21 protein-coding genes are annotated in these 22197 nt (G+C 46.5%); 1 reads left to right on the plus strand and 20 read right to left on the minus strand.

What is annotated here, in order from left to right; all coding sequences use genetic code 11:
• From AC2CG4_RS08800 to AC2CG4_RS08850, 11 genes are all read right to left on the minus strand, one after another.
• A complete protein-coding gene (locus AC2CG4_RS08800; protein WP_484485902.1) occupies nt 1-333 on the minus strand; it encodes a glutaredoxin domain-containing protein in 333 nt (110 codons plus the stop codon).
• Between the two features lie 4 nt (nt 334-337).
• Nucleotides 338-817, minus strand: a complete 480-nt coding sequence (locus AC2CG4_RS08805) for a pilin (RefSeq protein ID WP_484485903.1) — start codon at nt 815-817, stop codon at nt 338-340.
• A gap of 28 nt (nt 818-845) precedes the next feature.
• Nucleotides 846-1103, minus strand: coding sequence for a GNAT family N-acetyltransferase (locus AC2CG4_RS08810; RefSeq protein WP_484485904.1), 258 nt, complete (start codon nt 1101-1103; stop codon nt 846-848).
• Between the two features lie 100 nt (nt 1104-1203).
• On the minus strand, nt 1204-2607 hold the full coding sequence (gene rimO / locus AC2CG4_RS08815; RefSeq protein WP_484485905.1) for a 30S ribosomal protein S12 methylthiotransferase RimO: 1404 nt from the start codon (nt 2605-2607) through the stop codon (nt 1204-1206).
• 153 nt (nt 2608-2760) lie between these two features.
• Nucleotides 2761-3933, minus strand: coding sequence for a MalY/PatB family protein (locus tag AC2CG4_RS08820; protein ID WP_484485906.1), 1173 nt, complete (start codon nt 3931-3933; stop codon nt 2761-2763).
• Between the two features lie 15 nt (nt 3934-3948).
• The gene (locus AC2CG4_RS08825; protein WP_484485907.1) at nt 3949-4395 is read right to left on the minus strand and encodes a hypothetical protein; all 447 of its coding nucleotides are present in this window, start codon (nt 4393-4395) and stop codon (nt 3949-3951) included.
• A 66-nt stretch (nt 4396-4461) separates the two neighbouring features.
• Nucleotides 4462-5067, minus strand: a complete 606-nt coding sequence (locus tag AC2CG4_RS08830) for a DNA-3-methyladenine glycosylase I (protein ID WP_484485908.1) — start codon at nt 5065-5067, stop codon at nt 4462-4464.
• A gap of 88 nt (nt 5068-5155) precedes the next feature.
• Nucleotides 5156-5491 (minus strand): GNAT family N-acetyltransferase, encoded by a 336-nt coding sequence (locus AC2CG4_RS08835; protein ID WP_238582360.1) that lies wholly within the window; start codon nt 5489-5491, stop codon nt 5156-5158.
• Nucleotides 5492-5597: 106 nt separating this feature from the next.
• Nucleotides 5598-6161: a dihydrofolate reductase family protein gene (locus AC2CG4_RS08840; RefSeq protein WP_484485909.1), complete on the minus strand. Its 564-nt coding sequence runs from the start codon at nt 6159-6161 to the stop codon at nt 5598-5600.
• Nucleotides 6162-6242: 81 nt separating this feature from the next.
• Nucleotides 6243-8438 (minus strand): 5-histidylcysteine sulfoxide synthase, encoded by a 2196-nt coding sequence (gene ovoA, locus AC2CG4_RS08845; RefSeq protein ID WP_484485910.1) that lies wholly within the window; start codon nt 8436-8438, stop codon nt 6243-6245.
• 210 nt (nt 8439-8648) lie between these two features.
• Nucleotides 8649-9500, minus strand: a complete 852-nt coding sequence (locus AC2CG4_RS08850; protein WP_484485911.1) for an ATP-binding protein — start codon at nt 9498-9500, stop codon at nt 8649-8651.
• Between the two features lie 128 nt (nt 9501-9628).
• On the opposite strand from AC2CG4_RS08850, the gene AC2CG4_RS08855 reads away from it, so the two are divergent.
• Nucleotides 9629-10294, plus strand: a complete 666-nt coding sequence (locus AC2CG4_RS08855) for a response regulator (RefSeq protein WP_484485912.1) — start codon at nt 9629-9631, stop codon at nt 10292-10294.
• 42 nt (nt 10295-10336) lie between these two features.
• On the opposite strand, the gene AC2CG4_RS08860 is transcribed toward AC2CG4_RS08855, so the two are convergent.
• The 9 genes from AC2CG4_RS08860 to zipA form a co-directional block, all read right to left on the minus strand.
• Nucleotides 10337-13993, minus strand: coding sequence for an ATP-binding protein (locus tag AC2CG4_RS08860; protein ID WP_484485913.1), 3657 nt, complete (start codon nt 13991-13993; stop codon nt 10337-10339).
• 2 nt (nt 13994-13995) lie between these two features.
• Nucleotides 13996-14754, minus strand: a complete 759-nt coding sequence (locus AC2CG4_RS08865; protein WP_484485914.1) for a DUF4194 domain-containing protein — start codon at nt 14752-14754, stop codon at nt 13996-13998.
• A complete protein-coding gene (locus AC2CG4_RS08870) occupies nt 14747-16255 on the minus strand; it encodes a Wadjet anti-phage system protein JetA family protein (RefSeq protein WP_484485915.1) in 1509 nt (502 codons plus the stop codon). The genes AC2CG4_RS08865 and AC2CG4_RS08870 overlap by 8 nt, the downstream gene beginning before the upstream one ends.
• A 36-nt stretch (nt 16256-16291) precedes the next feature.
• Nucleotides 16292-16684, minus strand: coding sequence for a DUF3012 domain-containing protein (locus AC2CG4_RS08875; protein ID WP_484485916.1), 393 nt, complete (start codon nt 16682-16684; stop codon nt 16292-16294).
• A gap of 22 nt (nt 16685-16706) precedes the next feature.
• Nucleotides 16707-17687 (minus strand): porphobilinogen synthase, encoded by a 981-nt coding sequence (hemB, locus tag AC2CG4_RS08880; RefSeq protein ID WP_484485917.1) that lies wholly within the window; start codon nt 17685-17687, stop codon nt 16707-16709.
• 23 nt (nt 17688-17710) lie between these two features.
• Nucleotides 17711-18136, minus strand: coding sequence for a hypothetical protein (locus tag AC2CG4_RS08885; RefSeq protein WP_062062033.1), 426 nt, complete (start codon nt 18134-18136; stop codon nt 17711-17713).
• A 53-nt stretch (nt 18137-18189) separates the two neighbouring features.
• The gene (locus tag AC2CG4_RS08890) at nt 18190-18774 is read right to left on the minus strand and encodes a transglycosylase SLT domain-containing protein (protein ID WP_484485918.1); all 585 of its coding nucleotides are present in this window, start codon (nt 18772-18774) and stop codon (nt 18190-18192) included.
• Between the two features lie 27 nt (nt 18775-18801).
• Nucleotides 18802-20844, minus strand: a complete 2043-nt coding sequence (ligA, locus tag AC2CG4_RS08895) for an NAD-dependent DNA ligase LigA (protein WP_484485919.1) — start codon at nt 20842-20844, stop codon at nt 18802-18804.
• Between the two features lie 106 nt (nt 20845-20950).
• On the minus strand, nt 20951-22171 hold the full coding sequence (gene zipA / locus AC2CG4_RS08900; RefSeq protein ID WP_484485920.1) for a cell division protein ZipA: 1221 nt from the start codon (nt 22169-22171) through the stop codon (nt 20951-20953).
• Between the last annotated feature and the right edge of the window lie 26 nt (nt 22172-22197).

Below are 22197 nucleotides of genomic sequence, written 5' to 3' on the forward strand. Positions count from 1 at the left end.
CTACAGTTTCAGTAGTCTTTCCATACTGCGCGGGTCATACCCGCGCAGCACTTCGCCACGGATAACAATTAAAGGAATACCACTCCCGCGCAGTTGATCATACTGCGCCTTGCCTTCGATTGATTTTTCAATATCGTATTCAACATAGGCGATATTATTTTGTTTAAAAAACTCACGTGCTTTTTTACAGTAACCACACCACTCCGTGGCATATAGTACAACGCCTTCAGGATGCTGCGCAGAAAAATCGGGCGGCGGGCTAAATTCGTCGCGCAAGGTATTCCAATTTAGAAAAATTCCCAACGCAAGGGCTATTAACATAAATTTTTTCATACAATCAAATCCGGCACGTCAGTGGTAAATCTTTAAGTTCCAAGTCCGTTTTATTTTCACCTGCGGCTTGCATTCCTTCAGGCACTGCTGCTTTACCGCAAATCCAGGAAATGGGGCTTTCGGGCGACCCTTTGACCATTATGGGTTGAATACTCAGGGTTTTATTTTTAATGTTGCCATGGGCCTTATTGCCAAAATGGAGATGAAAAGCGCCGTCTTTTAAATCGATACGGTCTACATAATTGCCCAATAATTTATCTGCAGCGGGCATACCGGCTTCTTTATTATCCTTTAGTAAAACCTGTGTACTCTTGTGATAAAAAGCAACTAATTTTTTGTAATCCTCAACCAACTCCATAGATTCAACCACTTGCTTGCGCGCTATGGCAGGGTCTGGCGATGGTAAAGCCATTAATGCCAGAATTGCGATGATGGCAACCACCACCATGATTTCGATTAGGGTAAAACCGTGTGTTCTTTTCATTCAAACTCCTTGTGCTGATTTACCATTTTCATTTGCGAATAAATTTTGCTGCATACCAGCAGCTAGCATGCAACTCATATCCTTGCTCCTGTGCCCACTGAATACCGGCACGCACTAATTTTTCAGCAAAGCCTTTACCGCGAAATTCAGGCGGAACAAAAGTGCTATTAAAATCAATCGCAGACTTTTCGCCATTGTTAAATAAACGGTAGGCTAACACTGCTTCATCGCCTTCATGCGCAATAATAAACCGTTGCTCATTAGGTAAATGCTGCACTTCACTCATTTAATATCTCCGTTCGGTTTGGTCAATGTAGAGTAGACCATAAAAAAATCCCCCAGTGCTTGCGCAAATGGGGGATTTTACCAATCAGGGGCTTAAATTATTAAACCTTGGTGCCCCAAAGATCATATTCATCGGAGTGCTCAATCAATACATCGATCAAATCACCTGGTTTTACATTTTCTTCGCCGTTCAGGTAGACGCAGCCATCGATCTCCGGCGCGTCTGCAAAACTGCGACCAATCGCGCCTTCATCGTCCACTTCATCGATCAATACCTGCAAGGTCTGCCCTATTTTTTGCTTCAGGCGCTCAGTGGAGATGGCTTGTTGCAACTGCATAAAGCGGTCGTAACGCTCTTGTTTGATGTCATCGGGCACATGATCCGGCAGATCATTCGCCTTGGCACCTTCAACGGGCGAATACTGGAAGCAGCCGACACGATCCAATTGCGCTTCTTTGAGGAAATCGAGCAATTGCTGGAAATCCTCTTCAGTTTCACCGGGGAAGCCGACAATAAAGGTCGAGCGAATGGTCAGGTTAGGCACTTGCTCACGCCAACTCTTAATGCGCTCCAAGGTTCTTTCAACTTGGCCCGGGCGACGCATTTTGCGCAGCAGCGTTGGGCTGGCGTGCTGAAATGGGATATCCAAATACGGCAGCACCTTACCGGCGGCCATCAAAGGCATTACGTTATCGACATGCAGATACGGGTATACATAGTGCAGGCGCACCCAAACGCCCAACTCGCCCAGAGCAGCCGCAAGTTGGTACATATCGGTTTTAAGCGGGCGACCATCCCAAAAGTCGGTGCGGTGTTTGATATCAACTCCATAAGCGGAGGTGTCTTGCGAGATCACCAGCAGCTCTTTTACCCCAGCTTTCACCAAGCGCTCCGCTTCACCCATCACCTGCCCAATGGGGCGGCTGACCAGCTTGCCGCGCATGTCGGGGATGATGCAGAAGCTACAGGAGTGGTTACAACCTTCAGAAATCTTGAGATAGGCGTAGTGGCGCGGCGTCAGTTTAATGCCCTGAGGCGGTACCAGATCGGTAAAGGGGTTGTGCGTTGGGCTCGGCGGCAAATGCTCATGCACCTGCGATAACACCTCTTCATAGGCGTGCGCGCCAGTGACACCGAGTACATTCGGGTGAATCTGGATAATTTCATCTTTCTTGGCTCCCAAACAACCGGTCACCAATACTTTGCCGTTTTCGGCCAGCGCTTCACCAATCGCACCCAATGACTCCTGCACGGCAGAATCAATAAAACCGCAGGTATTTACGATCACCATATCGGCATCGTTATAGGTGGGCACAATGTTGTAGCCTTCCATGCGCAGCTGAGTGAGGATTCGCTCGGAATCCACCAGATTTTTAGGGCAACCGAGCGACACAAACCCAATGGTATTGCCCTTACTGCTGGCGATCAGCGATTGGCTGGCAAGCGATTTGGCAGGTGCATCCAAGGTAGTGGTTTGTGACGGGTCGAAGGTATTTACAGTCATAGTGGCTCGTGAAAGTGCTGGAACAAAGGGAGGGGCTTAAAAAAGTGGGCGGATTGTACCTGAAGTCAGCAAAACTTCCATCCAAAACTGACCAAAAAACGACCAAAACCTAGGCCTTAAGGTAATCAGCTCCTGAAAACTGGCCATTCCCTATTAGGTTAGACCCGCCACACCTTGTTTGATGGCCGCTAATGCCGACGCAATGCTGGCTTTGGTTGTGCCTATATTCATCCGCATAAAACCGCTACCACCCTCACCAAACACACTGCCGGGGTTCATCCCCAGTTTGCATTGGCGGACAAAAAAATCGCGTAGCTGGGCATCATTCATGCCTAGCGCGCGGCAATCTAACCACAATAAATAAGTGGCTTCCGGTTTTATCAGTTTTAGTTGTGGAATTTCTCGCGCGATAAAATCCTGCGCAAAATCCCGCGTCGCTTCCAGATACTGCATCAATGCATCCAACCACTCATCGCCTTCACGATAAGCCGCTTCAAATGCAGTGATGCTAAGCGGGTTGTGATTGCCCATATGTAGCGATTCAAATATTTTTTTCATCGCCGCGCGTTGCTGCTCATCGGGAATCACTAATGCCGATAACCCCAAACCGGGAATATTGAAGGTTTTATTAGGCGCAATTGCGGTAATGATCTTATCGCCCGGTTGTGCCAAGCGGCCAAGCATAGTGTGTTTAACGCCGGAGTAAATTAAATCGCAGTGAATATCGTCAGAGAGAATCGTTAAATCATAGCGGCGGCTAATATCTAACACTTGCTGTAATTCAGCTTCGCTCCAAACCCGACCTACGGGATTGTGCGGTGTGCATAACAGTAATAAACGCGCACCCTGTTTTGCGTATGTCTCTAAATGTTCAAAGTCTATTTCATAGCGGCCATTCACTTCGCGCAGTGGATTGTTAATCAATTGGCGATGATTTGTGGTAACTGCAGAAAAGAATGGAAAATACACAGGGGATTGAACAATAACGCCCTCACCTTCTTTAGCAAATGCCTGCACCGCAGCAAATAATGACGGTACTATTCCGGGCGCCATCAATATCCAATCGCGCTCAATATTCCACTGATGCCGACGCTGGAACCAAGCAATAATCGATTCGTAAATACTCTCGGGGTACAGCGTATAACCAAAAACAGGATGGCTAATGCGTTTTTGCAGCGCACGCGTCACACAATCAGGCACCGCAAAATCCATATCAGCTACCCATAAAGGGCTAACCTCGGTAGTGCCAAAATATTGCTGCCGCCCATCAAATTTTACCGAGGCGGTATTGTCCCGCGAAATTTCCTGATCAAAATTAAATATCATCTTATATCCACACGTTTAAATACCGTCAGGTTTGCGATAAAGCAACCAAAAACCCCAAAGATAACCAACCGCGAGCAACAAACAAAGCGCAGAGGTTACCAACATAAAAATCATTTTATCTTTAAGCTCAGCCATATAAGGTGAATCAGCCATAAACAGCAAAGGCACTGCAACCAGTCCACGCAATAAAAAAACAATGCCGATTAATAACAAAGCAGTTTTTAACAATGGTAGCGGCCGAATTATTCCTGCACCAGAAAAAGCATAACCAGACCAAACAAAAAGTACTACCGCAATACCAGCAGTAACAATGGCGGGATACCACAACCCCTGTTCACTCATAGTAGCCATTGCTTCTCCAGCGCCAAAAAAACGATACCAATCAGGCCCTCCAACAATAATTCCAAGATGCAGTAGCGCCGCCACAAAAACAAAACAGCCGGCAATTTTTAACAGTGTCACTTTATAGTCTCCTTACATATCCCAATAAAATGAAGTGCGTAATTCATTAAGTAATTATTTCAATGATTAAGGCCGCTTGAACTTCTTCCGCGCCAACTCTGCTTTGGTTCGTATCACACAATCCTGATGATGGTCATTAATTAACCCCATAGCCTGCATAAATGCATATACCGTTGTCGGTCCGACAAATTTCCAACCTTGTTTTTTCAATTCTTTCGATAAAGCTACCGACACACTGGAGGTAGATGCTGTTTGAGGCTCCGCTAATTGATCGATTTTTGGCTCATAACGCCAGATAAAGGTGGCAAAAGAACCTTCGCGTTTAATCAGCTCTTGCAAACACTTGGCGTTATTAATCACTGCTTCAATTTTTCCGCGATGACGAACTATACCTTCGTTTTGCAGTAATCGGCCAATATCTCGCTCAGTAAATTTGGCCACTTTATTAAAATCGAATTGGGAAAACGCCGCACGGAAATTTTCCCGCTTGGCAAGAATAGTGCGCCAACTTAAACCAGACTGAAAACCTTCAAGACAAAGCTTTTCAAATAAACGCACATCATCCACTACGGGAAAGCCCCACTCTTTATCGTGATAATCCAAAAATTCCGGCGCCGCCGCACACCATTTGCAACGAGGCTTGCCGTCCAAACCAAGAACTGTATCGCTCATGTCAAACTTCTCCGTGTTAGTAATAAGGGTATGAACAAATAATTGATATTTATTAGCTAGATTAAGGTTATGCCAGCATGGTTTCAACTTAGCGTTGATAGATATCAGGAACCCACTTTTCCATAAAATTATCGGGATGAGAAATAGCACCGAATCCGAATTGCTCGTACAAGCCATGCGCATCTTTGGTGACTAATACAAAACGCCGCAGATTTTGCAGATCCGGGTGCGCAACAATTTCCTCCATTAACCACTTACTCAAACCCTTATCTCGATGGGCATCCAGAATAAACACATCTGAAAGATAGGCAAAGGTTGCGGTATCGGTAATCACCCGAGCAAAGCCAACTTGCTCGTTTTGGTCAGTGAATACGCCGAAGCACATCGCATGATCAATCGCTTTTTGCATGGTTTCAGCGGGCATTCCTTTTGCCCAGTAGGTGTTTGAAATAAAAGAGTGGATAACATTGAAATCCAGGTCTGATTTATTGGTGCTTATTCTATAGCCCGCCACCATTTATTAGATTCCTCTAAGAATTATTCGCTGGATGAACAGAATACCGCAACTCCACCATCCCCTCACCCATCTGCTGCACGGATTGTAATTTAAACGCGGGGCTTAATACTTGACGGGGAAACACGGGTCTACCGCTGCCAAGTGTAACCGAGCCGATTTGGATAATCATTTCATCTAGCAAACCGGCATCATAAAACTGCGCGGCAAGTTCTCCCCCACCAGTGATCCAAATATTTTTGCCTGCTGCAGCAGCACACATTTGCACATGGTGTTCGCGCACATCGCCTTGTACATAATGAATATCGGCGCCCGCAATTGTAGGCAATGTCCGATGGCTAAACACCCAAACTGGCTGGGCGTAAGGCCAAGGCGATCCCATCTCGGCAATTACTGCATCGGTATTGCGTAGCAGCCATTCATAGGTTCCTGAACCCATGGCTATAGCGCCGATTTGTTCGATAAATTTCGGGAACCTGGATTGGTTTATATCCGCCAGTGGAAATAACCAATCGATGGAATGATCTTCGGTGGCGATAAAACCATCGAGACTTGATGCGGTGTAATATTGGGTTTTCATTATTGCTCCTTAGCTAATTTACATCAGCTAAGGATAGCAATAGTTGCGTCAGAACTTGTCAGGTAGGTTGACCGTGTGGGCTTACGCAATCCGCTCCCAAACCGTAACCTCAGACAGGGTATGTTGAAACTTCCGTTTGGTTTCCCTAATCACAAATGGGACTTCATGGGGGCCGCTGACCATGCGAAAATGTTTGCCTAACAGAGCTTGCAAACCATCCAGCGTGGTAAAGCTTTCGCCATCTTGTTTAAAGGCGCCGATCCATTCTTCGCGTGGTGTATGTTCTGTTAGCCAAGTATAAGGCGATGCAAGCATGAGTACTCCACCGACATTTAAACGCTCGTGAATAGCGGTTAGGAATTTCGCAGGGCTGTAAAGGCGGTCAATTAAATTAGCGGCGAGAATAAAATCGTAACCGGTAAATTGCGATTTCAAATTGCAGGCATCGCCTTGGGAAAATTCGACTTTATCTTTAACATCCTCCAAGTTTAAATCTGCCAGTGAACGGGATTTATAGGCAACCAATTCGCCTTCGTCGATCAGTGTATAACGCAAGGTTTCACCGCTGGCGAGTTGTACGCCCTGGGTAATAAAACGTGCAGAAAAATCCACGCCGGTGACTTGCTCAAAATGTTTTGCCAACTCAAATGTGGCGCGACCCGATGCGCAGCCCAAATCCAACGCTTTACGGGTAGGTTTATCGGCCAAATAAGACGTCGCCAAATCCACCAGCGCTTTGGAAAAATTACTCACACCAAAATATTCATCACCGTAATGAAACTCAGCGTATTCAGACATTAATTTATCGGTTTCGTAATGAGAACTTGGCACAGGTTTTATTTCTCCAGAGACAACATAGCGGAAACCCGCGTGTTGGAAAAAGTGGCGACGGAAAGCGTAGCGCGATGAGCGTAGTGTTTCATTGCCGCAGGAAATCCATGAGCCGCCTTTGATTAAATTGTGGCGCTCGTCGAAGGTAGGTGTGGTGAAGTCATCGTAAATGGCGTGAACTTCAAATCCATCAAAAGGATAAATGGGTGTTTCAGTCCATTGCCATACATTGCCGACCACATCATAAAAATCACCTTGCGCAAATTTATTGACCGGGCAAGACGAGGCAAAGTGATCAAGATGAATATTCGCCGCCGCTTTATCTTTGCCGACTTCATTTGCACCGGACACATCATAAATACGATACCACTCATCTTCAGTGGGCAGGCGCACCGGCAAGCTGGTTTCAGATTTTTTCCAATTACAAAAAGCTTTGGCTTCGTGGTAATTAACTTCTACCGGCCAGTCCCAAGGCATGGAAATTTCTTCAGTCATTAAACGCAAATGCCAGCCATTGGTTTTTTTTACCCAGAATGTTGGATGCTGTGCTTTGGTAAATGCGAGCCAGCCTTTACCTTCTTCTTCCCAATTATGAGAATTTAAATAGCCACCCGCCTCTACAAATTGCAAAAACTCTTGATTACTTACTAAAAAAGTCGCTGCTTCAAATGCGGGCACTTCGGCTTTATGTACACCGTATTCGTTATCCCAGCCGTAAAACGCATCGTTTTTATCTTTTGCTAAACGCACCTGTCCTGCCGCTACTTTTACCAAACTGTTTTGTGGTGCAGTGCTCGTAGTACGGCAGGGCTTCCAATTGGGTGAATTTTTTACGTATTCAAGTTTATGTTGACGAATTAATACCGAAGATGTTTCCAGATGAATCCGCTCGTGCTCAATCCCCATGATGATCGCCCACCAAGGGTTATTCCAATCGACGGGCATTTGCAGCGGCGCATGATCAATAATATCTAGCACCCGTGCGCGCACTTGATCGCGATACGTTTTTACTTCCGCAGGTGTGGGCCATTGGTAGTTGCCATCATTGAGGTCATCCCAACTCATTTCATCTACACCCACAGCAAACATGGATTCGAAGCGATGATTAATTCGTTCGCTGATCATACGAGTGAGCAATAATTTATTCACAAAAAAAGTAGCGGTGTGGCCGTAATAAAAAATTAATGGATGGCGCAGATTAATCGGCTTGGTATAAAAAGCTTGGTCATCGACCAAACATTCAAAGAGAGATTCATAAGTCGTGAAGGTATCCAGGAAATAATTGCGCAGTACAAAGCGCAGACTGGCTTCATCAACATCGCGCAAATTAGGCGTACGAGTGATTAAGGAATGCAGATGTTTTAGATCGCCCTGCGGCTTTGCTATTGCAGTTGAACTTGAATTAGATTCAGCGGTTTTGCGCAGTGTGGAATGTCCCGTATGCATCATGAACTCCTGATCAATATGTACTGCTCGAAAAATAGTCGGCGGGAGAGTTTAAATGACACCATTGCCATATAGTGTCAGTGGAACTCATGCCCTGCATTTAGGTGATGCTTCAGCATTGATGTACATAGACGCATCACTGCCGCATTAGTTACAACTATTACCAGTTATAACCAAGAGTGCAATAAACGTGAGCAACACCCAAATCGATCAATCGCGCCCCACAAAATCCCGCGCGAACTGCCATGCAACACGCCCGCTGCGTGCACCGCGAGTTCTGTGCCAGAGTAAAGCCGCTGTTTCAGCTTGATTATCCCACTGCCCGCCTAATTGCATAACCCAGTAATTCGCTGCTGCGAGATATTCATCCTGTGAGAATGAATAAAAGCTCAACCAGAGACCAAAGCGCTCAGAGAGCGACACTTTCTCTTCAATGCTGTCATTGGGGCGCACCTCGCCGTCTTCGTTGCTCACATCCAGATTGTCGCGCATTTTCTGCGGGATCAAATGGCGGCGATTGCTAGTCGCATAAAAGAGCATATTGGCAGTAGGGGCAGAAATGGAGCCATCCAATACGGACTTCAGTGCTTTATAACTGATCTCACCTTCTTCAAACGACAAATCATCGCAAAAAATAATAAATTTTTCGGGGCGCTCACCCACCAAATCAACGATAGATGCAAGATGCAGTAAATCCGTTTTATCTACCTCGATAATTTTCAGCCCCTGCTCTGAATACGCATTCCAGGCGGCTTTGATCAGGGTCGATTTTCCTGTACCGCGCGCGCCAGTAAGTAAAACGTTATTGGCTGATTTACCGGCGATAAACTGACGTGTATTGCGCAATATGGCGTTTTTTTGGGTATCGATATTCTTTAACGCATCCAAGTCGACCCGATGTGGCTGTTTGACTGGCTGCAGATAACCATTGCCATTCGTAAGGCAGCGCCAGCGAAATGCACTCGCTGACCAGTCTGGTTCAGGTAATGTAGCCGGTAAAACGGCTTCTACGCGGGTGATAAGTTGTTCAAGACGGGTAATAAATCGCTCTAAATCAGACACACTAAGTTCCTGCGGCTATTAAAAAGTACGGCCTACTTGGGTAAAAGGTTTTTTACGAAAGCTAGCGAAGAAAACAGACTAGGCTATATTGTAAGAAGTTTTTATCTCTACACAAGTTAAGGCCACTTATGTTTACCAAGCAGGAATTACAGATTATTGGACAAACGTTGACACAAAAGCGTGCTTGGATCGCCAAAAACATTCCAACTGCTGATGTTAACGCCAAATCAGAGCTAGAGCAGAACCTGAAGACCCTAGACGCAGTTTTACAAAAAATCACCTTTGAACTTGTAGGCGGCAACGGCGAGAAAAGCACCGTCAATCATTACATATCTGAAAAAACTGTTTCCCCGATTCGCCAGGCAGCCTTTGGTCGCCGCCAAGAACTAACACCTATGCAGATAAAGGTCCTGCTAGTCGACGACGATCAACTGATTTGCGATCTGGTGACAGCCTATTTGGAGGCGGCAGGTATCTATCAGGTTGACTACGCTAATGACGGCCAGCAGGGCATTAACATGATGTACGAGGCCAATCCCATCTATGACTTGGTCTTGTGCGATTGGAATATGCCCAGTAAATCTGGCTTGGAAGTGCACAGCGCTATGCGCGCTGCGGAGCGCTATTTGGGTACAGTATTTATGCTGGTAACTGCAGTAAGCGAAGCTAAACAAATTCGTTCGGCGATTGAGGACGGTGTGGATGACTACGTAGTGAAGCCGATTGAGCAGGATAAATTGATCAAGAAAATTGCACGCTTTTTCCCGCATGTAAACGGAAGCCCGAGTGATTGAGTGGAGTGCTGATCCGCCAATACTCCACTTGCATCACACCAGTTATGCCTCCACTTCTGACATGAAATCCAACGCCGCTTGCTGGCGAATTGCGCGGCGATGATTTGCCATCAACTTTTTAATTTTTTCCTGATCACAGACTTGGCGATCTAACATCACCCGGGTTTTTAGTTCACCCACCGGTTCAGCCGTTGGGCATTTGCTGAACACAAATTGGTTGGAGATCAAATCCATAAACGGGCCAGATTTACTGCTCGGCATAATAAAATTCAACTGTAAACCGAGGCTCTCGGTCAAATAGTTAATCACCTCGCGTGAGCGATGCTCATCCATTTTAGAGAAAGCCTCATCCACCAATACCATACGCAAATGACTGTTGCCTTCATTAAAGCGAAAGGCCGAAGTGATGGCGGCACTGCGTATAATATAAGCCGGTGTTTCCAACTGACCGCCAGAGCCGGTACCGTATTGGCTCAATGCAATCGGCGCTTTGCCTTCGGGCTCTTTGTAAATTTCATAACAGCGATAATTGCGATAATCGGCAATGCGCGTTAATTCCCGCAGGGCTTTTTGTTCATCCTCATCCAACAACATGGTCATCAAGCGCTCGCGCACTTTTTGATGTTTTTCATCGAGCTTCATGTTGAACAGGGTTTCGCCCTCATCCAAACTGGGGCTATCAATTACTGCTTTAAAAAATTGCCAATATTCTTTAAATTCCGGCACCCACTCCCAATCAAAGCGGAAACGTTCGCGGTCAGCACCAAAACGATGATGCTCCAGCTCTTTGTTTAATTCTTCGAGTGTTTTTTTACCGTCATTGATTGCTTGATAAATCGAGTGGCAGAGATTGGTCACAAACGCGTTATTGAAACTTTCACGCAGCGATTCAATTTCTTGATGGCGCTGCGCCAGAATATGATTTTTATCACGATTATAAAGCGCATCAAACTGACGACGCATATCGCAAATTGCGCGGAAATTTGCGTTACCCAAGTCATCGTTGTAGTCAATATCAAATAAAATCGCATCGCTGGTGGAGCAAAACTGGTTGTGCACCATCGCCGCTTGCTGCAAGCGGTGCAAAATGGTTTTTAACTCAGCATTCACACCCGCCAATTGCGCCTCAAAATACTGCACATTGTGTTGCGTCACCGCTTCATCGGCAGCTTGTAAATGAGCATCTGCATTAAATTCCGGCCAGAAGGCAGTAATGCCTTGTACATTCGCCTCGCATGTATCGGCTTGGGCAAGGGTTTTATCTTGCTCTGCATCCAGTTTATGGCAAAGATTATCAGCCAGTTTTAAATCGGCGCGGCAATCTACTTGCGCACTATTTAAACGTGTATAGAGCTGATTCTGTTCTTGTAAGCGATTCTGCAATTCTTGCAGCTCTGCTTCCAAGGCGTTGGTATCACTTAAATCCAACTGCTGTAATTTCGATTCAATCGCCTGAATTTTGTTTTGCGCCGCAAGCATGGTTTGCAAGGTTTCAGCGTAGCCAAGAAGCTTGAGCTTATCTATCGCCAATAACAAATCTTGCGTTTCTTCGGCGTAAGCAGTTGCGGTTTGCCACTCACTAACCAATGCATGAAATTCGTTGCGCTTGGCGTCCAATGCCCGCTCGCGCGCCCCCTGACCAAATACCAGTTCCGAGTCAGCCATGTCGCAGCGGAACATGGCGTAGTTGCCGGACCCCATGGCTTCTTTGGTAATACCACGACGGGTATTTTTTAATTCTTTGGCACTTTCTACGCGCTGCACATTGCCGTAACTGGCTTTGATATAGGCTTCTGCAGTGGCGTGCGAGAAAGTCATCACCTGTGTAATAGAGTTGGTTGGCACATCACTGGATTTATCCAAATCCTTGCGCGCTTTTTCGCCCTGAATAATACGCGCGCGATTACCCTGCCCCGCCATATTGCGCACAATCGCAATTGCTTCGGCTTCATATTCTGACTCGACAATAATGCCAAACCGCGCCGCGCCAATATAACCTTCGATAGCCGCTTGCCATTCGCGATCAGTGACATCGACATAATCGCAAAGTACACGGGCATCGGCTTGCGGACATTGCGCAGCAATCGCATCCAGCGCTGCTCGCACAAAACCTGGGTAGCTCACCTGCCGTGATTCCAAGGTTTGAATTTCACGGCGTTTAACTTCTGTTTGTTTTTGCAAACGCTCGGTTTGCGCTTTGCGCTTGTCGCGCTCTTGCGCTAATTGATCGCGTAAATTAGTACGCAATACCGCCGCATTGGTATCCACATCAAACAAACTGGCCACAAAAGCATTGTGCGTTTTTTGCAGCTCAAGCACTTTTGCCAGCTGTGGTTCCAGCGGGCTAACTTCAATCAAATCGCGATTAAGTAACTGGTGAATATCCAACCCATCAGTATCGGTGCAGAGGCTTTTAACTAGATTGGCAAGGCTGGCGTCTTTTAACGCAGGCAACTCATGGGCAATAGAAGTCTGGCGCAACGCTTGGGCAAACTGCTGCGCCGCATCTAAATTAATTTGCATTTGCTGGTGTTGTTTGCGCAGCTCAGGTACTTGCGTTTGGATCAGCTTTTCTTGTGCGAGTTTTTCTTGTTCCAATTGATCTTTGTCACGCAACGCAGGCACACCCAAACGGCGTGCAGTGGCAGCAAGAATTAACTGATTAATTTCATCGCGCTGGGCTTCGCAGCTTGCCAAAGTTTGCTGATGGCTTGCCGAGGTTTCGCGCAACAATTGTTGTTTATGTTTTGCTTCTAAATAAAGAGATTGCGAATCGGTATAGCGACGTTTGGCCACTGAATACTGCAACACTTGCTGCTCCAGCCAGTTTGCAATAAAGTTGTCCGACCACTTCCGCCCCTGCGCCATGCGCTCAATACCCTGCCGCAGCGTGCGCGCGTCTGCCTCCATGGTATGAATGCGTTTCAACATAGTCGATACAGTGCGAATCGCCTCACCTAAATCGCGATATTCCAGAATTTCATTGGCGACAAATTCATCGATACCTTTAATCGGCTTGTAAGCCATGAACCGGGAGAATGCGCGCGCGGCATTCATCGCTTCACGTTCAGAGATTGCATCTTTTTTGCCACGCAAAACGCCGTACAAACGACAGAGGTAAGATTTTTTCTTATCGTATTTTTCGACTTGCTGCTGCCCATATTGGCGACGCAAACTGGCGTAGAGCTTATCGAGCGGCACTACATATTTATGGGTTTTCTCTTCTTTTAATACGTCTTTTAAGCTGAGTTCTACATCATTCAAAATATAAAATTGGGTATCATCCAAACGCGCCACTTTTTGCAGTGAGGTGCCCTGCCCGGTGGTTTCTAAAAATGCGCGCATACCAATCAACGCGGTAAATGGCTCGCTATTTTCACCCTGAGTAGGATAAAACACCGCCGCCAAATAGCCGTCACAACCCTGCGGGCGCGAATAGGCGCCGTCATCGCAACCCAGCACATAGGACGCAAGCGTGCGGACTAACTTGCCACCGCGACCGCGCTGGCTGGATTCATCTTGCCCCGGATTGAAGTGAAACAAATTATCGTGCGCGGCGGTCATGATAGTTTGAATCGCATCTGCGGCTGTGGTTTTGCCGGAACCATTTCCGCCCGAAAATAAATTAATCGGCCCAAATTCAAATTCGGTATTGGGCACATTGCCCCAGTTCACATAAATAAATTTTTTGAGATACATAACTATTCTTCAGCCGCAAAAAGCGAACGATTTAAATGCGGAGCGGTTGTACGCGTTTTTGGTTCAGTCGATTCAGGTTGATCTTGACAATCAGTTTCTTCATCGGCCAGCAATAGATTTTCTGCAAGATGATTGCGAATTTGCTCTAGCCATTCGTTGTTGACCAGATTAATAATCAGTGGGCGAATCTTGATCCAGCTTTCGGTTGAATCAATATCGGATTCAGCAAAAAAGTTAATCAAACGCAACTGGCGCAAACGTTTAAATGCTTGCCGGCGCTCACCAAGATTTTCCGGCAGGCTGCGGCGCAATAGGCTTTTCATCGCCATGGCAATTGCCTCTAGCGATAACGTAGCGCAACCCTGTTCATCAATACTGCCTTCACGCAGCGCCTTATCGTATTCGGCGCGTAATACCAATACTAAGGCTACTTCATGTTGATTCAAACGGTTGCGTAAACCGGCGTTAAATGGCTCATCACTTTCATCATCCATACCCGGCAACCGTGCACCGGGCGGTAAAATTCGCACAAAACGAAAATGACTATCGTGCTGGAAGCGAACCCCCATCAAGCTGAGGTAATCATTGACTAACTCATGAATGCGCACAAAGCGGTCATAAAGCTCTGCTTCTACCTGACTGTCATCGCGGCAGAGCACACCATAATCCAATAACCGTTGCACCAGTTCACGCCAGTTATCCAAGCTGAGATTGTGTTTTTCTAATTGCTCTTGTAGCAACGAACTTAATTGATCACTCATTTTCTACACCATCGTCGATCAAGCTAATCACAAACTCGTCGCGCTGTTTAAAGTATTTATCGCTATTAACCAGCGGTTGTGCGTGTAACCAGTCAGCGTTTTGGGTAATGGCAAAACGATAGCGGGATGACAAATTCGCCGCTGCACCCACTTCAATCGCATGGGACAGGTTCAGTAATTCCTGCATATTTTTGGCTTGTAACTCGCTGCTTTTAATTTCACCTTTTTGCACTAAGGATGCATGCACATAATCGCGCAAACTACTGGATTGCAAAATAAACGCTTTATCAAGCGCCTGCTGCACAAACAGCGCTTTTTGCGCTTCTGCATCAAGGGCTTTATCTTCATCGAGCGTAGAGCGGACAATTTGAATATTGCGCGGCGCGCGCAATTGAATCTGTGCCGGATCAACAAACCCCATATGAATACTGGCGATCGCCTCGCCCTGCTCTAGCAATACTTGATCTTGTTGTTCAAGCGTTAAGTTGCCAAGTGAGCGATAGATATCCATTAAATCATCTTGCCCGCGACTATTAATGTAGCTGAGCTGGCGAATGATAATATCGGCGCGCTGGGTAAAGGTATTTAACGCACGGCGCAGTGCAGGCAACATAATGTCACAGGCATTTTTTAAACGTGAATCAATGGTCTGCAACAGAGTTTCCAGCAGTGAAATACCGGGCACTACTTTTTGCGGCAAGGCTTTACGCAGACGGATTTCCATCACTGCGCGCCAATCTTTTGCGGCAGTTTCGGCATCACCCAAGCCATATTTACGTTTGCGGCGGATTTTGGTGATAATGTCAGAAATTTGGTCGCGGTATTTTTCCACGCTGTCGGCAGACAGACGAACTTCCAAATCCGGTTTAAACACTGTCTCCATAAAATCAAAAAACTCATCACTCGCCTGCTGAATTAATTGGCGCGATTCAACCTCGCGCACCAATTGACGCTTGCGCTCTTCCAGCTCGGCGATTACATCGGTGAAGTCACTAATGATCCGCTCTGAGTATTCATAGGCATCCAGCAAATCATTAATTTCGCCTTGATCGTAAAAGGCTTGCAGGCTATTGCGAGTATTGCGGGTGTTGCGGTTGCGAGTGCGGAATTGATTTGCATCGTTATCAGCAAACGGCTGGGTAAACAAACGCCCCATACGGCTGAAACCATAACTACTTTGCAGGCTGGTTTCATCCACTTGTTTTTCTAGCCAGCCATTTTCAATCAGGCGATTGATAATAAAACTGGCGAGATCACGCTGGGTTTTAAAACGGCCTTCGTTGGCATCATCGCCATCTGCTGCATCCGCATCCAAAATGGGCGCACGGGCAATGGCTTCTTTAAAAATATCCACTAATTGCTCGCGGTTCATGGCGTGACCGTAATCGCGCAAATCGGTATAAAGGCGTTGATACAACAGGCGCAGGCACTCAGCCACTAGCTCGCGGTATTTACCGGTGAGTGGATTAAAAAAATGCGGGCGGGAATCGCTAAAAAACATCAAGTGTTACTTCATAGGAAAATCAGCATGCGCTGATTAGATACAATGCTGGGCAAATAGTGCTTGTTCTTCTTTTGTCCATTCATTCGATTTTTTGACCATCATCACTTCACACCAATCATTGCTGCCCACATCCGGCACTACACCATTAAGTGCAGCAACATGATCGATAGAGGATTGCGGAATATTATCCCCTACCGCAGGTTGGGTAGCCGGTGCTTGCGAATCCTGCAATTGTTGCTCAGCGATATTCGCAATCGCAGCCATGGTATCTACAACGGCCTGCGCTTCTTGCTCTTGCGCAACCACCTCACTGGATTGGGCATTATTTTCTGTAAGTTGAATCATGATGACACCAGCGATGATAACCAGAATACTCAGCAGCAATAACGCAGCAAGCAATTTTTGTTCACGGAAAAATTGAATCATGTGTAGTTAGTTCCAGCCTATCTTAAGCAAGCCACTCAGCCATTTTTTCGGCGTAATAAGTAATAATTAAATCCGCACCGGCGCGTTTAAATGCGGTCATGGTTTCGAGCACGATCGCTTGCTCATCGATCACACCCGCCGCTGCACCTGCTTTAATCATGGCGTATTCACCACTCACGTGATACACCGCCAATGGGCGCGCTGAATTCGCACGAATATGTGCAAGCACATCCAAATATGCGATGCCCGGTTTGACCATTAAAATATCGGCGCCTTCGGCTTCATCTTGCATAGATTCCGCGAGTGCTTCGCGAGCATTGGCCGGATCCATTTGGTAGCTATTGCGCGTACCTTTAAAGCTGCTATCAACCGCATCTCTAAACGGGCCATAAAATGCTGAGGCAAACTTGGTCGAGTAAGACATCACCGGAATATGAGTAAAACCTGCAGTGTCCAGCGCTTCGCGAATCGCGCTGATCATGCCATCCATCATTCCCGATGGTGCGATCATATCCACACCTGCCTGCGCAGCTAGCACAACTTGTTTTTGCAAGTTAATGAGTGTTGCATCGTTGGCAACATCGTCATGGGTAACTACGCCGCAGTGACCGTGATCGGTATACTCACAGAAACAATTATCGCTAATCACCAGCATGTCTGGCTGTGCTTGTTTTGCAGTGCGGATCATGCGCGCGAGCAAACCATGTTCACACCAGGTATCCGAGCCTTCGCTGTCTTTATGCGTAGACACACCAAATAAAATGACCGCCCTAATGCCTTTATTCCAGGCGCGCGTTACGATTTCCGTCAGTTGATTTTCTGGGTAACGATACACATCGGGCATGGATTTAATTGCTACCGGTGCGGTGATTCCCTCTTCGATAAAAATGGGCAGGATAAAATCGCTCATGCGCACGTGGGTTTCGCGTACCAATTCACGCAGTGCAGATGTTTTACGCAGGCGACGAAATCGAAAATCCGGTGTTGTTAATGGTATTTGCATAAATAAATGCCTAATCGTAAAAGTTAAATGCGTAATGAGCCTTCGTGGCTCCATTCACAGCGCACCCGCATATCACCGGAGCCAGGCTTGTGATAGTTGCCGTTTGCTTCCCAAGTGAACGTATGCGTGCCAGACAACTCGGTCTCCAAATGCACCGTCGCAGAAACCCAATACATACGGCTCAGCAGAGATTCAAATTGTGCAATCCATTGATCCCATTCGTATTCAACAGCCTTATAAGATGCTCCAAAGTGCATTACTTCGGTTTGATAATTGAAAAAAGGCGAATCAATACTGGGTATTGCAAACATCTCTTGGCTCAAAAAAGGCCATTCATCTGCATGAGGCAATGACAACATTGCTTCACGGTTAGTACGAATTCGCTCCGACTCGACCATGGCTGACGATACATCCTTAATACAACCGTAGACAATTGACTCTTGATCCATACCGACTCCGATATTAGTTATCGAATAAAAACAATTTGATATTTCAGGTCAGATTAAAACGGCCACCACCAACTGCCTTTAAAGCGTTCTTCACAGCTGCGCAATTGATTCTCGTATTGCTGCGCGCGGTCTTCCACTTTGCGAGCAGTATTCAATAGCCAATTTTTTTGGCGATAAGTCGCGCGATTATAACCACCGTGGCCTTCATGATAAGCGAGATATAGATTGTAACTGTCTTGTAATGCTATACGGCTGCGCTTTTGACTTTGCTTGTTATACCAACCGATAAAATCGATTGCATCGCCAAAATTATCGCGTCGCGACCAACCATTACCGCTCTGATCCTGATATTCATTCCACACATCATCTTTGGCTTGCGGATAACCATAGGCATCACTCGGCCTTGGCCCCGGAAATATCCACAAAATTTTTGTGCGTGCAGGTCGTGCATTGTGCTTGAATTGGGATTCCTGATACATGATCGACATCATAACTGGCACCGAAGATCCCCAGCGTTTCTCCGCCTTTTTCGAATGCTTATACCAAGACGGTTTATCGTCGAAAATATCGCAAAGATTATTGGGATTTGCGGGGGGCACACTGGAGCAGCCCGCCAATACCAAGAGCAGGCCCAACATAAAAATTTTGCACATTGAATAGAACATTTATATCTGCCGCCCATGTTCGCGCAATAACTCAAGTAGCCCAGCCTCATCTATTACTTTCAAGCCCAGTTCTTCTGCTTTTGCGAGTTTTGAGCCAGCGCCGGGCCCTGCGACCACATAATCAGTTTTTGCTGAAACACTGCCAGCCACTTTTGCCCCTAGGGCAAGTAAATGCGCTTTTGCATCATCGCGCGACAATGCCTCCAAGGTGCCGGTCAAGACATAGGTTAAACCTTTTAACGGCAGCGCTTCCGGTGCTGCGACTTCAATATTATCCCAGTGCACACCGGCATCTCGCAGTGCTGCAACTGCAGCGCGATTGGATTCTTGCGCAAAAAACTCGGCAACAAAATGCGCGACTACAGGCCCCACATCAGGTACTTGCTGGAGCGCGTCTTGGTCTGCGGCGGCCAAGGCTTCAAAACTGCCAAAATGATTCGCAAAATTGCGCGCAGTTGATTCACCAACTTCGCGAATCCCCAAAGCATAAATAAATTTTGCCAAACTGGTTTTTTTGGAGTTTTCCAGCGCGGCCAAAATATTATCGGCCGATTTTTCACCCATGCGCTCCATGGCCGCCAATTGATCACGGGTTAGCGCATAGATATCCGCAAGGTGTTTGACTAGCCCCATATCAACTAATTGCTCGACCAGCTTATCGCCCAATCCCTCTACATTCATCGCCTTGCGCGATGCAAAATGTTTAATTGCTTCTTTTCGTTGCGCCGCGCAGACCAAACCGCCAGAGCAACGTGCAACGGCTTCATCCGCAACAGTTTCAACGGGAGAATTACAAACAGGGCAATGCTCTGGAAAAACTATCGCGCGCGCATCTGTAGGGCGTTTTGTTTCTACAACTTGTACGATTTGCGGAATCACATCACCAGCGCGACGAATAATGACCGTATCGCCGATTTTAATTCCAAGGCGGTTAATTTCATCGCGATTGTGCAAAGTTGCATTAGAGACAGTAACACCACCGACAAATACCGGCTGCAATCGTGCAACAGGCGTAACCGCACCGGTTCTGCCTACTTGAAATTCCACATCGAGCAGGATTGTCGATTCCTCTTGCGCTGGAAATTTATAGGCAATAGCCCAGCGTGGTGCACGTGAGATAAAACCTAAAGACTCTTGCAGGTGGCGCGAATTGACTTTAAATACTATACCGTCAATATCGTAAGCGAGCCCATTGCGCTTTTCACCAATTTGACGGTAAAACGCCATTGCTTCCTGAATATTTTTTGCCACTTGTGTTTCGCGATTGGTTAAAAAACCCCAAGTTTTTAACGCTGCCAAAACGCCACTATGGGTTTCAGGCAATGTGCCACCATCAACCCAACCCACACTGTATGCACACATTTCCAACGGGCGACTTGCGGTAATGCGCGAATCTAATTGGCGCAACGAACCTGCAGCGGCATTACGCGGATTTACAAATAATTTTTCGTCTGCGGCGCGGGCTTTTTCATTCAATGCATTAAAACCAGCTTTCGGCATATAAATTTCGCCGCGAACCTCAAGCACAGCGGGATAACCAGTTCCCGCTAATCGCAATGGAATGGATTTAATGGTGCGCACATTCTGCGTAATATCTTCGCCATTCGTGCCATCACCACGAGTTGCGCCGCGCACCAGAAGACCATCGCGGTACAACAAACTTACCGCAATGCCATCAAGTTTTAATTCGCATGCATACTCAATGTCATCTGTGCTTTTTAAGCGATCTTGTACCCGCTGGTTAAACGCGAGTAAATCTTCATCACTAAAAGCGTTATCCAAGGAGAGCATGGGTAGTTCATGCACAACCGTTGTAAATGCGGCCAGTGGAGTCGCACCCACACGCTGGGTTGGTGAGTCGGGTGTAATTGACGCTGGATATTGAGTTTCGAGTTCACGCAATCGCTGCATTAAACGATCGTAATCTGCATCGGTAATCTGCGGGTCATCCAAGGCGTAGTAGCGATAATTATGGTGATGAATTTCCTGACGCAGCTGTTCAATTTCTGGCGGAAAACTATCAAACAAAGAGAGAGTAGACATGAATTTAAGTACCTGATGATTCGAGCTTGGGGCGATGCGCGATTCATGCCTTAGCGAGCGGCTTTCTGACACATCCTTGTGCGGGAATAAAAACAAACATCAATAATTAACGCGGTGGCGGGCGACGGAACAAACGCATGCGCTCAAAATTGCGGATGCGCTCACGGCAGTGTTCTAACGTCTGCCGCGTCATTACACTGCGCTGTTCATCTTTTAATTCGCCACCGAGAGTCTCTGCAATAGCGCGCGCTGTGTCAGCCATTAAATCAAACGATTGCATGGAATCCGCATTAATTGGCAAGGTCATAAATAAACTCACGCCGGGCGTTTCAAACTCATCCATTGCATCCAAATCAAACGTGCCGGGTTTGACCATATTGGCCATACTAAACAGCAATGCACCTTCGCCTTTGGTATCGCTATGGCGATGAAAAATATCCATGCTGCCGTAACGCATGCCGCATTTCAAAATAATATCGAGCAAATCACCACCGTTAAACATTTCACCCTTGTGCGCCATAACGTTGATAATTAATACTTCTTCTGGCTCAGCAGGTTGTTTCTCGGCAATATTATTATGTGCTGCGGTTGCAGAGTGTGGTTCATCTTCTTCGTAATCATCTTCAGAATCATACTCGTCATAATCTTCTTCATGACTGTACTCATCATCTTCAAGCTCTTCGGGCTCTTCTGCATTCAAATCCTGCTCGTCTTCAAACTCAGATTCTTCATCAATCAATGGGTCACGCGCAGCATCATCTGCCAACTCGCGCGTGTAGGGGTGATCGTCACGCTCATAATCTTCACCTTCGTATTCATCGTCTTCGCGATCATCATAATCATTTTCAATGTCACTATTATCCAACGCGGAAAAGCTTGGCTCAATACGATCTTCCAGAGGCAAGGGTTGGTTTTTACTGTCGCTTACCGACTCCATCAACATTGGCACTGCTTGCCCCAAATTTAAACTGGTCTGCTGCGGCTCACGCTGTGTGCGGGAATGAGATGTGGACGAAATTGGCTCTTGTTGACGCTGATGTTTTTCCAAATAAGATTTAGCTTGTGCTTTTTTTTCTATACTTGGCACAGGCGTAGATGATTCCCGCTTACCCACCACCCGTGCGCCACCATTAGGCAGCTCGCTAATATAACTAGGCGCCTCAACTGGCGGCTCATCCTCATCTTCAATAGGCTGTTTCAAACTTTTCTTTAATGACCGAGAAACTTTAATATTGCCATTGCGCTCATTGCGCTTGCGTCTGATCCCATCCGCTAACACCAGGATAATCAATAAAAAACCAATGATGATGACCCAATCTTTCCACATAAGGTTATCCGTATTAATTAGTTCAA

The organism is Cellvibrio sp. ATLC23 (assembly GCF_057196725.1).

What these genes read in the sequence shown, in the direction of transcription:
- AC2CG4_RS08800 (WP_484485902.1), bottom strand. Translation starts at nt 333, where the DNA reads ATGAAAAAATTTATGTTAATAGCCCTTGCGTTGGGAATTTTTCTAAAT.
- AC2CG4_RS08805 (WP_484485903.1), bottom strand. Translation starts at nt 817, where the DNA reads ATGAAAAGAACACACGGTTTTACCCTAATCGAAATCATGGTGGTGGTT.
- AC2CG4_RS08810 (WP_484485904.1), bottom strand. Translation starts at nt 1,103, where the DNA reads ATGAGTGAAGTGCAGCATTTACCTAATGAGCAACGGTTTATTATTGCG.
- rimO (WP_484485905.1), bottom strand. Translation starts at nt 2,607, where the DNA reads ATGACTGTAAATACCTTCGACCCGTCACAAACCACTACCTTGGATGCA.
- AC2CG4_RS08820 (WP_484485906.1), bottom strand. Translation starts at nt 3,933, where the DNA reads ATGATATTTAATTTTGATCAGGAAATTTCGCGGGACAATACCGCCTCG.
- AC2CG4_RS08830 (WP_484485908.1), bottom strand. Translation starts at nt 5,067, where the DNA reads ATGAGCGATACAGTTCTTGGTTTGGACGGCAAGCCTCGTTGCAAATGG.
- AC2CG4_RS08835 (WP_238582360.1), bottom strand. Translation starts at nt 5,491, where the DNA reads ATGCCCGCTGAAACCATGCAAAAAGCGATTGATCATGCGATGTGCTTC.
- AC2CG4_RS08840 (WP_484485909.1), bottom strand. Translation starts at nt 6,161, where the DNA reads ATGAAAACCCAATATTACACCGCATCAAGTCTCGATGGTTTTATCGCC.
- ovoA (WP_484485910.1), bottom strand. Translation starts at nt 8,438, where the DNA reads ATGCATACGGGACATTCCACACTGCGCAAAACCGCTGAATCTAATTCA.
- AC2CG4_RS08855 (WP_484485912.1), top strand. Translation starts at nt 9,629, where the DNA reads ATGTTTACCAAGCAGGAATTACAGATTATTGGACAAACGTTGACACAA.
- AC2CG4_RS08860 (WP_484485913.1), bottom strand. Translation starts at nt 13,993, where the DNA reads ATGTATCTCAAAAAATTTATTTATGTGAACTGGGGCAATGTGCCCAAT.
- AC2CG4_RS08865 (WP_484485914.1), bottom strand. Translation starts at nt 14,754, where the DNA reads ATGAGTGATCAATTAAGTTCGTTGCTACAAGAGCAATTAGAAAAACAC.
- AC2CG4_RS08870 (WP_484485915.1), bottom strand. Translation starts at nt 16,255, where the DNA reads ATGTTTTTTAGCGATTCCCGCCCGCATTTTTTTAATCCACTCACCGGT.
- AC2CG4_RS08875 (WP_484485916.1), bottom strand. Translation starts at nt 16,684, where the DNA reads ATGATTCAATTTTTCCGTGAACAAAAATTGCTTGCTGCGTTATTGCTG.
- hemB (WP_484485917.1), bottom strand. Translation starts at nt 17,687, where the DNA reads ATGCAAATACCATTAACAACACCGGATTTTCGATTTCGTCGCCTGCGT.
- AC2CG4_RS08885 (WP_062062033.1), bottom strand. Translation starts at nt 18,136, where the DNA reads ATGGATCAAGAGTCAATTGTCTACGGTTGTATTAAGGATGTATCGTCA.
- AC2CG4_RS08890 (WP_484485918.1), bottom strand. Translation starts at nt 18,774, where the DNA reads ATGTTGGGCCTGCTCTTGGTATTGGCGGGCTGCTCCAGTGTGCCCCCC.
- ligA (WP_484485919.1), bottom strand. Translation starts at nt 20,844, where the DNA reads ATGTCTACTCTCTCTTTGTTTGATAGTTTTCCGCCAGAAATTGAACAG.
- zipA (WP_484485920.1), bottom strand. Translation starts at nt 22,171, where the DNA reads ATGTGGAAAGATTGGGTCATCATCATTGGTTTTTTATTGATTATCCTG.